The 15,430-nt window shown below is 60.3% G+C and carries 11 protein-coding genes and 1 pseudogene; 11 read left to right on the top strand and 1 reads right to left on the bottom strand.

The genetic code is table 11. The features are described 5' to 3' along the window. Positions 1-20: 20 nt before the first annotated feature. A complete protein-coding gene (locus PSH65_RS29930; RefSeq protein ID WP_305424099.1) occupies positions 21-1,385 on the bottom strand; it encodes a formimidoylglutamate deiminase in 1,365 nt (454 codons plus the stop codon). Positions 1,386-1,585: 200 nt separating this feature from the next. On the opposite strand from PSH65_RS29930, the gene hutC reads away from it, so the two are divergent. The 11 genes and pseudogenes from hutC to hutI all read left to right on the top strand — a co-directional run bounded on the left by hutC (position 1,586) and on the right by hutI (position 15,422). Next, the gene (gene hutC / locus PSH65_RS29925; protein ID WP_201061667.1) at positions 1,586-2,254 is read left to right on the top strand and encodes a histidine utilization repressor; all 669 of its coding nucleotides are present in this window, start codon (positions 1,586-1,588) and stop codon (positions 2,252-2,254) included. A gap of 10 nt (positions 2,255-2,264) precedes the next feature. Then, complete coding sequence (locus tag PSH65_RS29920) at positions 2,265-2,834, top strand: HutD family protein (RefSeq protein WP_305424098.1); 570 nt, start codon at positions 2,265-2,267, stop codon at positions 2,832-2,834. Positions 2,835-3,285: 451 nt separating this feature from the next. Beyond that, positions 3,286-4,974 carry a urocanate hydratase gene (hutU, locus tag PSH65_RS29915; protein WP_305424097.1) on the top strand — a complete coding sequence of 563 codons (1,689 nt, stop codon included), beginning with the start codon at positions 3,286-3,288 and terminating at the stop codon, positions 4,972-4,974. 66 nt (positions 4,975-5,040) lie between these two features. After that, positions 5,041-6,513, top strand: a complete 1,473-nt coding sequence (locus tag PSH65_RS29910; RefSeq protein ID WP_305424096.1) for a cytosine permease — start codon at positions 5,041-5,043, stop codon at positions 6,511-6,513. Positions 6,514-6,581: 68 nt separating this feature from the next. Next, a complete protein-coding gene (locus PSH65_RS29905) occupies positions 6,582-7,550 on the top strand; it encodes an ABC transporter substrate-binding protein (protein WP_123361141.1) in 969 nt (322 codons plus the stop codon). A gap of 70 nt (positions 7,551-7,620) precedes the next feature. Continuing rightward, positions 7,621-8,472, top strand: coding sequence for a proline/glycine betaine ABC transporter permease (locus PSH65_RS29900; RefSeq protein ID WP_030129253.1), 852 nt, complete (start codon positions 7,621-7,623; stop codon positions 8,470-8,472). Beyond that, positions 8,469-9,299, top strand: a complete 831-nt coding sequence (locus tag PSH65_RS29895) for a glycine betaine/L-proline ABC transporter ATP-binding protein (RefSeq protein ID WP_305424094.1) — start codon at positions 8,469-8,471, stop codon at positions 9,297-9,299. The genes PSH65_RS29900 and PSH65_RS29895 overlap by 4 nt, the downstream gene beginning before the upstream one ends. 170 nt (positions 9,300-9,469) lie before the next feature. Continuing rightward, a pseudogene (gene hutH / locus PSH65_RS29890) lies at positions 9,470-10,991 on the top strand (histidine ammonia-lyase). Positions 10,992-11,100: 109 nt separating this feature from the next. Continuing rightward, positions 11,101-12,639, top strand: coding sequence for a histidine ammonia-lyase (hutH, locus tag PSH65_RS29885; protein WP_305424092.1), 1,539 nt, complete (start codon positions 11,101-11,103; stop codon positions 12,637-12,639). A gap of 150 nt (positions 12,640-12,789) precedes the next feature. Further along, positions 12,790-14,199 carry an amino acid permease gene (locus PSH65_RS29880; RefSeq protein WP_305424091.1) on the top strand — a complete coding sequence of 470 codons (1,410 nt, stop codon included), beginning with the start codon at positions 12,790-12,792 and terminating at the stop codon, positions 14,197-14,199. A gap of 17 nt (positions 14,200-14,216) precedes the next feature. Continuing rightward, positions 14,217-15,422, top strand: coding sequence for an imidazolonepropionase (gene hutI, locus PSH65_RS29875; protein WP_305424089.1), 1,206 nt, complete (start codon positions 14,217-14,219; stop codon positions 15,420-15,422). Positions 15,423-15,430 lie beyond the last annotated feature (8 nt).

The following is a 15,430-nucleotide window of genomic DNA, read 5'->3' as shown; positions in this document are numbered from 1 at the left end:
CGCTCCCACATTTTTTTGTGTCAGCCCAAGAGATCGCGCAAAACCTGGGTAAACGCCCGATTACTCTCTTCTTCCCCGGCATGCCGCCCATCACGCACGACCCACTGGCCGTTGACCAGCACATCCCGCACCTGGCGATCACCACCGGCAAACAACCAACGATTGAGAATCCCGTCGCCACTGGCCGTCGCCAGATACGGATCGTTGCCATCGAGCACCAACCAATCCGCACGCTTGCCGACCTCCAGGGCGCCAATCGGTTGCCCCAGCGCCTGGGCGCCGCCATCCAGCGCGGCGTCGTACAATGTGCGGCCGACCATCGGCTGATCCGCGCCATACAAACGATTACGCCGCTGATCGCGCAGACGCTGGCCGTATTCCAGCCAGCGTAATTCTTCCACCACGCTTAACGACACATGGCTGTCGGAACCGATGCCCATGCGCCCGCCCTGTGCCATGAAATCCACCGCCGGGAAAATCCCGTCGCCGAGGTTGGCTTCGGTGGTCAGGCACAGGCCAGCGATAGCGCGGCTCTTGGCCATGAGCGTAACTTCTTCCGGGTTGGCGTGGGTCGCGTGCACCAGGCACCAACGCTGATCGACTTCAGTGTTTTCGTACAGCCATTGCAGCGGACGGCGACCACTCCAGCTCAGGCAGTCATCGACTTCCTTCTGCTGTTCGGCAATGTGAATGTGTACCGGGCACTGCTTGTCGCTGGCCGCCAGCACTTCACTGATCTGCTGCGGTGTTACCGCACGCAACGAGTGGAAACACAGGCCGAGTGATTGGGCCGGTTGCTGTGCCAGGATCGGCTGCAAGCGCGACTGAAGTTTCAGGTAGTTTTCGGTGCTGTTGATAAAACGGCGTTGGCCGTCGTTCGGGGTCTGGCCGCCGAAACCGGAGTGGCTATAGAGCACCGGCAGCAGGGTCAGGCCGATACCGGCGCTGCTGGCCGCCTGGCTGATGCGCAATGCCAGTTCCGCTGAATCTGCATACGGTTGGCCGTTGGTGTCGTGGTGCACGTAATGAAATTCCGCGACCGAGGTGTAGCCGGCCTTGAGCATTTCGATGTACAGCTGACGGGCGATGACGCCGAGTTGGTCCGGGCTGATTTTTCCGACGAGCCGATACATCAGATCGCGCCAGGTCCAGAAACTGTCGTTCGGATTACCCGCCACTTCCGCCAGTCCGGCCATGGCCCGCTGGAAGGCGTGTGAGTGTAAATTCGGCATCCCCGGCAGCAGCGGGCCGCTCAACCGTTCGGCGTCATCTGCGTGGGAATCGGCCTGGATATGGGTCAGCATGCCATCGGCGCTGACCTCAAGACGTACATTGTTGGCCCATCCACTAGGCAGCAGCGCGCGTTCGGCAAAGAAGGCGGACATGGTTCAGCACCCCATCGTGTGTTATTTGTATATACATATACAGACGTTTGCCTGCTCGGTAAACTCCGGCAAGCTAGCAACCTCTAACAGATGATCAAGGATTAACCGTGCCGACTCCCTCTGCCACATTGCCGCCGAATGCCAATCTGAGCGCCAATCTGGGCGACAGTCCGGCGCCCTTGTACGCCCGCGTGAAACAGATGATCACCCAGCAAATCGACAGTGGAAACTGGCCGCCGCACTACCGCGTTCCGTCGGAAAGCGAGTTGGTCAGCCAGCTGGGTTTCAGCCGCATGACCATCAACCGCGCCCTGCGCGAGATGACCGCCGACGGCTTGCTGGTGCGCATGCAGGGTGTCGGAACGTTCGTCGCCGAGCCGAAAAGTCAGTCTGCTTTGTTTGAAGTGCACAACATCGCCGACGAGATCGCCTCCCGTGGCCATCGTCACACCTGCAAGGTGATCACCCTTGAAGAAGAAGCCGCCGGTTCCGAGCGGGCCCTGGCCCTGGACATGCGCGAAGGCCAGAGGGTTTTTCACTCGTTGATCGTGCATTTCGAGAACGATATTCCAGTGCAAATCGAAGACCGTTTCGTCAACGCGCTGGTGGCGCCGGACTACCTCAAGCAAGACTTCACCCTGCAAACGCCTTACGCCTATCTGAATCAGGTCGCGCCGTTGACCGAAGGCGAGCATGTGGTCGAAGCGATTCTCGCCGAGCCGTCCGAATGCAAGTTGCTGCAGATTGAAAAGGGCGAGCCTTGCCTGCTGATTCGTCGCCGCACCTGGTCCGGCCGTCAGCCCGTGACCGCCGCCCGTTTGATCCACCCCGGTTCCCGTCATCGTCTGGAAGGACGGTTCCATAAATAAAGAGCCCTGAATGAGCCAGTTGAAAGTTTTACGCGCAACAGATTACCCGCGCATGCCGTGGAAAAACGGCGGTGGCAGCACCGAAGAAATCACCCGTGATGGAGGGGCTGGCCTTGAGGGTTTCGGTTGGCGGCTGTCGATTGCCGACATCGGTGAGTCGGGCGGGTTTTCCACCTTTGCCGGCTATGAGCGGGTGATCACCGTGCTGCAAGGCGAGGGCATGAGCTTGCGCGTCGACGGCCAGGACACGCGGCCGTTGTTACCGCTGGACCCGTTTGCTTTCAGTGGCGAGAGTCATGTGTCCTGCACATTGCTCGGCGGGCCGATTCGCGACTTCAACCTGATTTATGCGCCGGACCGTTACAGTGCGCGGTTGCAGTGGCTGGAGGGCGGGCAGCGGTTTTTCAGCTCGGCCGGCACCGTGTTGGTGTTCAGCGTGGCAGAACAGCTTGAAGTGACGGTGGGTAACAACGCCTCTCAGCTAGGGCGCCATGATTGTCTGCAACTGGACGGTAACGTTGGCCTGCTGGATATCTCTCTCAAGGGGCAGTGCTGTGTGATCGAGCTGATCGCGCGCTGATCCAGCACCGAGTCGCCTCTATCGCGGGCAAGCCCGCTCCCACAGGGACATCATCGTACTTGTGGGAGCGGGCTTGCCCGCGATGCTTTTCTGGGCTCAAAACCCGTTTCCCATTGCGCACCACTTTGTTACCGAACGCCCCAGCGTGGCGCAAAACCACGTTCAAGTAACAACCATCATCCGCGCACAAAATCCCCCCGAAAAATTTCATCTCCGTTAAAGCCCTTGATCTACAGGCTTTCCAGCCCTTTCAAAACTTTTCTTGAGCACTCATCCAGCAAGTTGGCCGCTTGATTGCATATGCTTGTATGTACAAGTAAAGACGTATGCGTATGAGTCGATTCGAGACTCCTCGCAGCGTCCACTGATTCGCTTGTGGCGCTTTGACGCGCACAGGCTGGCTTGCCCATTGCCAGGGCTGGTTTGAATTGATCGCTGAGGAGTCTTTTTCGTGACTGACAATACCCAGAAACCTACTAAATACCGCAATGTCGAAATCCGCGCTGCCCGCGGTAACAAGCTGACCGCCAAGAGCTGGCTGACCGAAGCGCCGCTGCGCATGCTGATGAACAACCTCGACCCGGAAGTCGCCGAGAACCCTAAAGAACTGGTGGTTTACGGCGGTATCGGTCGTGCGGCACGTAACTGGGAATGCTACGACAAGATCGTCGAAAGCCTGACCAGCCTGAACGACGACGAGACCCTGCTGGTGCAATCCGGCAAGCCGGTCGGCGTGTTCAAGACCCACAGCAACGCCCCGCGTGTGCTGATCGCCAACTCCAACCTGGTGCCGCACTGGGCGAGCTGGGAACACTTCAACGAACTGGACGCCAAAGGCCTGGCCATGTACGGCCAGATGACCGCCGGCAGCTGGATCTACATCGGTAGCCAGGGCATCGTCCAGGGCACCTACGAAACCTTCGTCGAAGCCGGTCGCCAACACTATAACGATGACCTGAAAGGTCGTTGGGTCCTGACCGCAGGCCTCGGCGGCATGGGCGGCGCTCAGCCTTTGGCCGCGACCCTGGCCGGCGCTTGCTCGCTGAACATCGAATGCCAGCAGGTCAGCATCGATTTCCGCCTGAACAGCCGCTATGTCGATGAGCAAGCCACCGACCTCGACGACGCTCTGGCCCGCATCGCCAAATACACCAAGGAAGGCAAAGCGATTTCCATCGCCCTGCTCGGCAACGCCGCTGAAATCCTTCCAGAACTGGTCAAACGCGGCGTGCGCCCAGACATGGTCACCGACCAGACCAGCGCCCACGACCCGCTCAACGGTTACCTGCCGGCCGGCTGGACCTGGGAAGAGTACCGCGCTCGCGCCAAGACCGAGCCTGCTGCCGTGGTCAAAGCCGCCAAGCAATCGATGGCCGTGCACGTTAAAGCGATGCTCGAATTCCAGAAGATGGGTATTCCGACCTTCGACTACGGCAACAACATCCGTCAGATGGCGCAAGAAGAAGGCGTGGAAAACGCGTTCGACTTCCCAGGCTTCGTACCGGCTTACATCCGTCCGCTGTTCTGCCGTGGCATCGGCCCGTTCCGTTGGGCCGCGCTGTCGGGTAACGCTGAAGACATCTACAAAACCGACGCCAAAGTAAAAGAACTGATCCCGGACGACGCCCACCTGCACAACTGGCTGGACATGGCCCGCGAGCGCATCAGCTTCCAGGGTCTGCCGGCCCGTATCTGCTGGGTTGGCCTGGGCCTGCGCGCCAAGCTCGGTCTGGCGTTCAACGAAATGGTCCGTAGCGGTGAATTGTCCGCGCCAATCGTGATCGGTCGCGACCACCTGGATTCCGGCTCTGTTGCCAGCCCTAACCGCGAAACCGAATCGATGCAGGACGGTTCCGACGCCGTGTCCGACTGGCCACTGCTCAACGCTCTGCTCAACACCGCGAGCGGCGCGACCTGGGTTTCCCTGCACCACGGCGGCGGCGTCGGCATGGGCTTCTCCCAGCACTCGGGCATGGTGATTGTCTGCGACGGTACTGACGAAGCGGCCGAGCGTATCGCTCGCGTGCTGCACAACGACCCGGCTACCGGTGTCATGCGTCACGCCGATGCGGGTTACCAGATCGCAATCGATTGCGCCAAGGAGCAGGGCCTGAACCTGCCGATGATTACCGGCAAGTAACGCCGATTGCTTAACAAAAAAGCAGTTCCACAATGGCTTCCCATAACAATCCACAGAGGTTGAACAATGGCTGTTAATGACGATCGTGCAGGCAACAAACCGTTGATCGAGAAACGTTCGATCGACTACATCCCGGAAGCGGAGAGACACGGTCGTCTGTTGAGCCAGTTCACCCTGTGGATGGGTGCCAACCTGCAAATCACCGCGATTGTCACCGGGGCCCTGGCCGTGGTGCTGGGCGGTGATGTGTTTTGGTCGTTGATTGGGCTGTTGATCGGTCAACTGCTCGGCGGTGGCGTAATGGCGCTGCATGCGGCGCAAGGGCCCAAGCTTGGCCTGCCGCAGATGATCTCCAGCCGGGTACAGTTCGGTGTGTATGGCGCCGCCATCCCGATCGTGCTGGTGTGCCTGATGTACCTGGGTTTCACCGCAACGGGCACCGTGCTTTCCGGCCAGGCGCTGGGCCAGCTGTTTGGCGTCAGCGACAGCGTCGGTATCCTCATCTTCGCCAGTGTCATCGTGCTGGTCACGGTGCTCGGTTATCGGGTGATCCATTTCATCGGCCGTGTCGCCAGCGTCATTGGCGTGATTGCCTTCGTTTACCTGTTCAGTCGCCTGATGAGCCAGACTGACGTTGGCGCACTCCTGCAAATACGCCACTTCAGCTGGAGCAGCTTCCTGCTCGCGGTATCGCTCGCGGCGTCCTGGCAGATCGCCTTCGGCCCCTACGTGGCTGACTATTCACGTTACCTGCCGAGCAAGACTTCCTCGGTGAAAACCTTCTTCGCCGCCGGCGCCGGTTCGGTTATCGGTGCACAGGTGGCGATGATCCTCGGCGTGTTTGCCGCCGCCATGGCCAACGGGCAATTCGCCGGTCATGAAGTGGCGTACATCGTTGGTTTGAGCGGCAGCGGTGCCACCGCTGCGCTGCTGTACTTCAGCATCGCGTTCGGCAAGGTCACCATCTCCACGCTGAACTCCTACGGCAGTTTCATGTGCATTGCGACCGTCATCAGCGGTTTCCGTGGTGACCTGCGGGTAACGCGCTTGCAGCGTCTGGTCTTCGTGTTGGTCATCGTTGGCACTGCGACCCTGATCGCATTGCTCGGTCAGCACTCGTTCCTCGGTGCGTTCAAGTCCTTCATTCTGTTTTTGCTGGCTTTCTTCACGCCATGGAGCGCGATCAACCTGGTGGACTACTACTGCATCACTCGCGAGCGCTATGACGTGCCGGCGCTGGCCGATCCGAACGGTCGCTACGGCCGTTGGAACCCTCTCGGTATCAGCGTCTATGTCTTCGGTGTGCTGGTGCAACTGCCGTTCATCTCTACCAAGTTCTACACCGGTCCGCTGGTGGACGCTCTGGGTGGTGTGGATATTTCCTGGATCATCGGTCTGGTGCTTCCTGCAGGCCTGTATTACGTGTGCGCGAAAAAATGGCACAGCGCAGTACCCGATCACCTGATCCTGCCGGTCGAGCAGGACAACGATGCAGCACCTATAACAAGCGGGGCCGGTCGCGCTGCGGCGCAGGCCTGATTGGATGTGGACAGGGCTGGATGCCTCTTGACTGCCGTAAGCCAACTCATGATTAGGAGCGTCAAACAATGAAATCGAACAAGACCCTGCTGACCACATTGCTTTCCATGGGCCTGCTGGCCAGCGCCGGCGCCACTCAGGCGGCTGGCTGGTGCGAATCAGGCAAACCGGTGAAGTTCGCCGGCCTGAACTGGGAAAGCGCCATGCTGCTGACCGACGTGCTGCAAGTCGTGTTGGAGAAAGGCTACGACTGCAAGACCGACAGCCTGCCGGGCAACTCCATCACCATGGAAAACGCCCTGAGCAGCAACGATATTCAAATCTTCGCCGAAGAGTGGGTTGGTCGTAGCGAAGTCTGGAACAAGGCCGAGAAGGCCGGCAAAGTTGTCGGTGTCGGCGCGCCTGTCGTGGGTGCTGTCGAAGGTTGGTACGTACCGCGTTACGTGATAGAAGGCGACGCCAAGCGTAAGCTGGAGCCTAAAGCCCCGGACCTGAAGGCAATCGCCGATCTGGGTAAATACGCTGCCGTGTTCAAGGATCAGGAAGAGCCATCCAAGGGGCGTTTCTATAACTGCCCGGCCGGCTGGACCTGTGAGCTGGACAACAGCGAAATGCTCAAAAGCTATGGTCTGGAAAGCACCTACACCAACTTCCGCCCAGGCACCGGCCCGGCACTGGATGCCGCGGTGCTGTCGAGCTACAAACGTGGCGAGCCGATCCTGTTCTACTACTGGTCGCCAACCCCGCTGATGGGCCAGGTCGACCTGGTCAAACTCGAAGAGAAACCAGGCGTGAACAAGGAAGTGACCATCAAGGTCGGCCTGTCCAAGACTTTCCACGAGCAAGCCCCGGAACTGGTGGCCGTGCTGGAAAAGGTCAACCTGCCGATCGACCTGCTGAATCAGAACCTGGGGCGTATGGCCAAAGAGCGGATCGAATCGCCAAAACTGGCCAAGATCTTCTTGAAGGAACATCCTGAAGTCTGGCACGCGTGGGTGAGCGAAGACGCAGCCAAAAAGATCGACGCGGCCTTGTAGGTCGAGTGTCTCCGGCTGTCGGCAACGGCAGTCGGATGCTTGATCGCAACCCCTTGATTGAGAGTCTCTTATGTTTCCCGAAAGCTTTACCTTTTCCATCGCCGACTGGGTCAACAGTTGGGTCGATTCGCTGGTCACCAACTACGGCGATGTGTTCCGCAGCATCTCCGACACCCTGCTGTGGGCCATCGTCAATCTCGAAGGGCTGCTGCGTGCGGCGCCCTGGTGGTTGATGCTGGCAATCGTGGCAGGCGTGGCCTGGCACGCGACCCGTAAAGTCGTGACCACGTCGGTCATCGTCGGTTTGCTGTTCCTGGTGGGTGCGGTCGGCCTCTGGGACAAGCTGATGCAGACCCTGGCGCTGATGATGGTAGCGACGGTCATCTCGGTGTTGATCGGCATTCCGCTGGGCATCCTCTCGGCGCGCAGCAATCGCCTGCGTTCGGTACTGATGCCGCTGCTGGACATCATGCAGACCATGCCAAGTTTCGTGTACCTGATCCCGGTGCTGATGCTGTTCGGCCTGGGCAAGGTCCCGGCGATTTTCGCTACCGTTATTTACGCTGCGCCGCCGCTGATCCGCCTGACCGATCTGGGCATTCGCCAGGTCGACGGTGAAGTGATGGAAGCCATCAACGCCTTTGGTGCCAACCGCTGGCAGCAACTGTTCGGCGTGCAACTGCCGCTGGCCCTGCCGAGCATCATGGCCGGGATCAACCAGACCACCATGATGGCCCTGTCGATGGTGGTGATCGCCTCGATGATCGGTGCCCGTGGCTTGGGTGAAGATGTGTTGGTGGGGATTCAGACCCTCAACGTCGGACGTGGTCTTGAGGCCGGTCTGGCGATCGTGATTCTGGCAGTGGTCATCGACCGCATTACTCAGGCGTATGGTCGGCCACGGCATGAGGTGAGCAAATGAGCAACGAAGCCATCAGCAAGATCGAAGTCAAAAACGTCTTCAAGATTTTCGGCAACCGTTCCAAGGATGCGCTGGCCATGATTGGCCAGGGCAAGACCAAAGACCAGGTGCTGGCCGAAACCGGTTGCGTGGTCGGCGTGAATGACCTGTCGCTGAGCATCGGCACCGGCGAGATCTTCGTGATCATGGGCCTGTCGGGTTCCGGAAAATCGACCCTGGTGCGCCACTTCAATCGCCTGATCGACCCCACCAGCGGCGCGATCCTGGTGGACGGCGTGGACATCCTGCAATACGACATGGAAGCCCTGCGCGAATTTCGCCGGCACAAGATCAGCATGGTGTTCCAGAGCTTCGGCCTGCTGCCGCACAAGACCGTGCTGGATAACGTCGCCTACGGCCTGAAAGTGCGTGGCGAGAGCAAGCAGATGTGCGCCGAACGCGCGCTGCACTGGATCAACACCGTGGGCCTGAAGGGCTACGAAAACAAATACCCGCATCAGCTTTCCGGCGGCATGCGTCAGCGTGTGGGCCTGGCTCGCGCCTTGGCGGCGGACACCGACATCATCCTGATGGACGAAGCTTTCAGCGCCCTCGACCCGCTGATCCGCGCCGAAATGCAGGACCAGTTGCTGGAACTGCAAAAGACCCTGCACAAGACCATCGTCTTCATCACCCACGACCTCGACGAGGCCGTGCGCATCGGCAACCGCATCGCGATCCTCAAGGATGGCCGACTGATTCAGGTCGGCACGCCACGGGAGATCCTGCATTCGCCGGCGGATGAGTATGTGGATCGGTTCGTACAGCGGCGGGCTGCGGTGGTTTGAGAGATTTGCGGCGTCTGTGCCGGCGCCATCGCGGGCAAGCCCGCTCCCACAGGGATTGGTTGTGTTGCACAAATTTTGTTTTCACAACAGAACACTGTGGGAGCGGGCTTGCCCGCGATGAGGCCAGGTAAAGCTGCATCAATATTCAGGTTGTCCGCATGAGGTTAATGATGTCCCAGGCTGAAAAAATCGTTATCGCCGACGCCCCGTTGCGTTGGCAGGATGTGGTGGCCGTAGCCCGCCATGGCGCGCAGCTTGAGCTGTCGGCCCAGGCCTGGGCGCGGATCGAGAATGCCCAGGCGATCGTCCAGCGCATCGTCGCCAGCGGCGAGCGTGCCTATGGCGTCAACACCGGCCTGGGCGCGTTGTGCAACGTCTCGCTCAAGGACGAACAACTCAGCCAACTGTCGCGCAACACCTTGCTCAGTCACGCCTGTGGCGTTGGCGCTCCGCTGAGCGATGAGCAGACCCGCGCGATCATGTGTGCAGCGATCCGCAATTACAGCCACGGCAAATCCGGCATTCACCGCCAGGTGGTCGAGGCGCTGCTGGCGTTGCTCAACCGTGGCATCACTCCGCAAGTGCCATCCCAGGGTTCGGTGGGTTACCTGACCCACATGGCCCACATCAGCATCGCGCTGCTGGGTGTCGGCAATGTCAGCTATCGCGGGCAGATTGTCTCGGCGCAGCAAGCCTTGGCCGAAGAAGGTCTGCAACCGGTTCAACTCGGCGCCAAAGATGGTTTGTGCCTGGTCAATGGTACGCCGTGCATGACCGGTCTCAGCTGCCTGGCAATTGCCGATGCGACGCGTCTGGTTCAGTGGGCCGATGTGATCGGTGCCATGAGCTTCGAAGCCCAGCGTGGCCAGATTGCGGCGTTCGATGCCGAGATCATCGCGCTCAAGCCTCATCCGGGCATGCAGCAAGTCGGCATCAACCTGCGGGCGCTGCTCGATGGCAGTGAAGTGATTGCCAGCAGCAAAGGCATTCGCACTCAAGATGCGTTGAGCATCCGCTCGATTCCGCAAGTACACGGCGCTGCTCGCGATCAACTTGAGCACGCCAAAAAGCAGATCGAAACCGAACTCAATTCAGTCACCGACAACCCAATGTTGCTGGGCACGCCGGACAACTTCCGGGTGGTGTCTCAGGCCAACCCGCACGGTCAGTCAGTGGCATTGGCGGCGGATTTGCTGGCGATCGCCATGGCCGAAATCGGCTCCATCGCCGAGCGTCGGCTGGACCGTTTGGTCAACCCGCACGTCAGCGGTTTGCCGGCCTTTCTGGTGGCCAATCCGGGCGTGAACTCCGGGATGATGATCGTGCAATACGTTGCCGCTTCGCTGTGTGCGGAAAACCGCCAGTTGGCGCAACCGGCGGTGCTCGATAACTACGTCACTTCGGGCTTGCAGGAAGACCACCTGAGCATGGGCACCAACGCCGCGCTGAAGCTGCATCGTGCGTTGGAAAACTGCACGCAGATCCTCGCCATCGAATACCTGCTGGCGGCCCAGGCTTTCGAATTTTTAAAAGAACAACGCTTTGGCGCCGGCACCGACGCCGCATGGCGCCTGCTGCGAGCGGGTTCCGGCCTATGACCAGGATCGCTGGCTGGCGCCGGACATCGCCAGCGCCACCGCTGTTTTGAAAGACCCGATTTTGCTGCACAAGGCTTTACCGAACCTGAACTGAAATCCACAACACCAGCGTGCCAAGGCGCGGCTCCCCAAAAGTGAGACGCGACGGACAACGGACATCTCCGGAGCGTCTGGTGAGTTAATAAGAAACTCTCAAAAGGAGAATGAATGTGACTGCGCTTAACTTGATTCCCGGCCAACTGAGCCTTGCCCAACTGCGTGATGTTTACCAGCAACCGGTCAAAATCACCCTCGACGAAAGCGCTTCGGCGCAAATCGAAGCCAGCGTTGCCTGCGTGGAACAGATCCTCGCCGAGAATCGCACCGCGTATGGCATCAACACCGGTTTCGGCCTGCTGGCCTCGACCCGAATCGCCAGCGAAGACCTGGAAAACCTGCAGCGCTCGCTCGTTCTGTCCCACGCCGCCGGTGTCGGCGAGCCGATCAGCGACGCGCTGGTGCGGTTGGTCATGGTGCTCAAGGTCAACAGCCTGAGCCGTGGTTTCTCCGGTATTCGTCGTCAGGTGATCGATGCGTTGATCGCGCTGATCAACGCTGAGGTTTACCCGCACATTCCGTTGAAAGGTTCGGTCGGCGCCTCCGGCGATTTGGCACCGTTGGCGCACATGTCGCTGGTGCTGCTGGGTGAAGGCAAGGCGCGTTACAAAGGTGAATGGCTGCCCGCCACCGAAGCGCTGAAAGTCGCCGGTCTGACACCGCTCACCCTGGCGGCGAAAGAAGGCCTGGCGCTGCTCAACGGCACCCAGGTTTCCACCGCCTACGCCCTGCGTGGCTTGTTCGAAGGTGAAGACCTGTTCGCCGGCGCCCTGGCCCTTGGCGGTCTGACGGTCGAAGCGGTACTGGGCTCGCGCTCGCCATTCGACGCGCGGATCCACGCCGCGCGTGGCCAGAAAGGCCAGATCGACGCCGCTGCTGCTTACCGCGATCTGCTGGGCGAGCGCAGTGAAGTATCCGACTCGCACCAGAACTGCGAAAAGGTCCAGGATCCGTACTCCCTGCGCTGCCAGCCGCAAGTCATGGGCGCCTGCCTGACCCAGTTCCGTCAGGCCGCCGAGGTGCTTGCCGTCGAAGCCAACGCCGTATCGGACAACCCGTTGGTGTTCGCCGCTGAAGGCGACGTGATCTCTGGCGGTAACTTCCACGCCGAACCGGTGGCCATGGCCGCCGACAACATGGCCTTGGCCATCGCCGAAATCGGCTCCCTGAGTGAACGCCGCATCTCGCTGATGATGGACAAGCACATGTCGCAACTGCCGCCGTTCCTGGTGGCCAATGGCGGCGTGAACTCCGGTTTCATGATCGCTCAAGTAACCGCTGCGGCTCTGGCCAGTGAAAACAAGGCCTTGTCCCATCCGCACTCGGTGGACAGCCTGCCGACATCGGCTAACCAGGAAGACCATGTGTCCATGGCCCCGGCGGCGGGCAAGCGTCTGTGGGAAATGGCCGAGAATACTCGCGGGATTCTCGCGGTGGAATGGTTGGCTGCAGCCCAGGGGCTGGATTTGCGCGACGGTCTGAAAACCTCGCCAAAACTGGAAAAGGCCCGCGCCATCCTGCGCGCTGAAGTGCCGTTCTATGAGAAGGATCGCTTCTTTGCGCCGGACATCAATGCGGCCAGTGAGTTGTTGGCTACGCGTTGCCTGAATGACCTGGTGACGGCGAAGTTGCTGCCTAGCCTGTAATAGCTCTCTGATGATCGTTCCCATGCTCTGCGTGGGAATGCAGCTCCGTGACGCTCCGCGTCACTGGACGCGGAGCGTCCCCAGAGGCATTCCCACGCGGAGCGTGGGAACGATCATTTAGCGTCGAATAAGAATAATTAAGGACGAGAAATGCAACAGCCAGCAAAAGGGTTGAAACGCGGGCTCTCTGCCCGACATATTCGCTTCATGGCACTGGGGTCGGCGATCGGCACCGGGCTGTTTTACGGTTCTGCCTCGGCCATTCAAATGGCCGGCCCCGCAGTCCTGCTCGCTTACCTGATTGGTGGCGCTGCAGTGTTCATGGTCATGCGCGCCCTCGGCGAGATGGCGGTGCACAACCCGGTGGCCGGCTCATTCGGCCAATACGCCAGCACCTATCTGGGGCCGATGGCGGGTTTCATCCTCGGTTGGACCTACGCATTTGAAATGGTCATCGTCGGCATGGCTGACGTGACCGCATTCGGTATTTATATGGGGTTCTGGTTTCCGGAAGTCTCCCGCTGGATCTGGGTGCTGGGCATCGTTTCGGTGGTCGGTGGCTTGAACCTGTGTAACGTCAAAGTCTTCGGTGAAATGGAGTTCTGGTTGTCGCTGCTCAAGGTCGCGGCCATTGTCGCGATGATCCTGGGCGGTTTCGGCATCATGTTGTTTGGTATCAGCAGTGCGCCCGGTGCCCAGGCGACCGATATCAGTAATCTCTGGAGCCATGGCGGCTTCATGCCCAACGGCGTGGGTGGCCTGATCGCTTCGTTTGCGGTGGTGATGTTTGCCTTTGGTGGCATTGAAATCATCGGCGTTACCGCCGGTGAAGCCAAAGACCCGCAGCGCGTGCTACCCCGGGCGATCAATGCCGTACCGCTGCGTATTTTGCTGTTCTACGTGCTGACGATGCTGGTGCTGATGTCGATCTTTCCGTGGCAGCAGATCGGCAGCCAAGGCAGCCCGTTCGTGCAGATTTTCGACAACCTGGGGATCAGCTCGGCGGCGACCATCCTCAATATTGTGGTGATCTCGGCGGCGGTGTCGGCCATCAACAGTGACATCTTCGGCGCGGGTCGCATGATGTATGGCCTGGCTCAGCAAGGGCACGCACCCAAAGGCTTCGCCCGCTTGTCGCGCAATGGCGTGCCGTGGTTGACGGTGGTGGTGATGAGCTGTGCGCTGCTGCTGGGCGTGTTGTTGAACTACCTGATCCCGGAAAACGTCTTCCTGCTGATCGCCTCCGTCGCAACCTTTGCCACGGTGTGGGTCTGGCTGATGATTCTGTTCACCCAAGTGGCCATGCGTCGTTCCATGAGTGCCGAGCAGGTCGCGCAATTGAAATTCCCGGTGCCGTTCTGGCCCTATGCGCCGATGGCGGCGATTGCCTTCATGCTGTTCATCTTCGGCGTGCTGGGCTATTTCCCGGATACCCAGGCGGCGTTGATCGTCGGCGTGGTCTGGATTGTGTTGCTGGTGCTGGCCTACCTGACGTGGGTCAAACCGGCGGCAGGCAAGGCGGTGCCGGTGGAACAGGAACCTACTTTTTCTCATCGATAACCTAACGGAGGCCAAGGATGAAAACGCTCTGGCAACACTGCCACGTCGCAACCATGGCGCAAGGCGTCTACTCGATCATCGAGGATGCGGCCATCGTGACGTCCGGTGCGCACATTGAGTGGATCGGCCCAAGCGCCGAACTGCCGGCCGGCGAATACCCGGCCGTCAATGACTTGAGCGGGGCCTGGGTCACCCCGGGCCTGATCGACTGCCACACCCACACGGTGTTCGGCGGCAACCGCAGCGGCGAATTCGAGCAGCGCCTGCAAGGCGTCAGTTACGCGGAAATTGCCGCTGCCGGCGGCGGCATTGCCAGCACCGTGCGCGCCACCCGCGCTGCCAGCGAAGACGAGCTGTTCGCCAGCGCCGCCAAGCGTCTGAAAAGCCTGATGCGCGATGGCGTGACCACGGTCGAGATGAAGTCCGGCTACGGCCTGGACTTGGCCAGCGAACGAAAAATCCTGCGGGTGATCCGCCGTCTCGGCACCGAGCTACCGGTCAGCGTGCGCAGCACTTGCCTGGCCGCCCACGCTCTGCCGCCGGAATACGCGGACCGCGCCGACGCTTACATCGATCACATCTGCAGTGAAATGCTCCCGGCCCTGGCGGCCGAAGGGCTGGTGGATGCGGTGGACGCGTTCTGCGAGTACCTGGCGTTTTCGCCAGAGCAGGTCGAGCGGGTGTTCGTTGCCGCGCAGAACCTCGGCTTGCCGGTGAAGTTACACGCCGAGCAATTGTCGTCGCTGCACGGTTCGAGCCTGGCGGCGCGCTACCACGCACTGTCCGCCGATCATCTGGAATTCATGACCGAAGACGACGCCATCGCCATGGCCAAGTCCGGCACCGTCGCGGTATTGCTGCCCGGCGCGTTTTACTTCCTGCGGGAAACCCAATTGCCGCCGATGGAAGCCCTGCGCAAACACGGGGTAAAAATCGCCATCGCCAGCGACCTCAATCCGGGTACGTCGCCAGCCTTATCGCTGCGCTTGATGTTGAACATGGCCTGCACCTGTTTCCGCATGACCCCGGAAGAAGCCCTGGCTGGCGCGACTATTCATGCCGCCACCGCATTGGGCATGGGCCAGACTCACGGTTCGCTGGAAGCCGGCAAGGTCGCAGACTTCGTCGCTTGGCAAATCGATCGACCGGCCGACCTGTCTTACTGGCTGGGCGGCGATCTGGAAAAACGCGTCGTGCGTCACGGCGTCGAAACGAGCGTTTAGGAGAGCAG

The sequence above is a fragment of the Pseudomonas sp. FP603 genome (assembly GCF_030687415.1).
In the GTDB taxonomy this organism is placed as follows: domain Bacteria; phylum Pseudomonadota; class Gammaproteobacteria; order Pseudomonadales; family Pseudomonadaceae; genus Aquipseudomonas; species Aquipseudomonas wuhanensis.
This window is presented reverse-complemented; position numbering and strand designations above follow the sequence as displayed.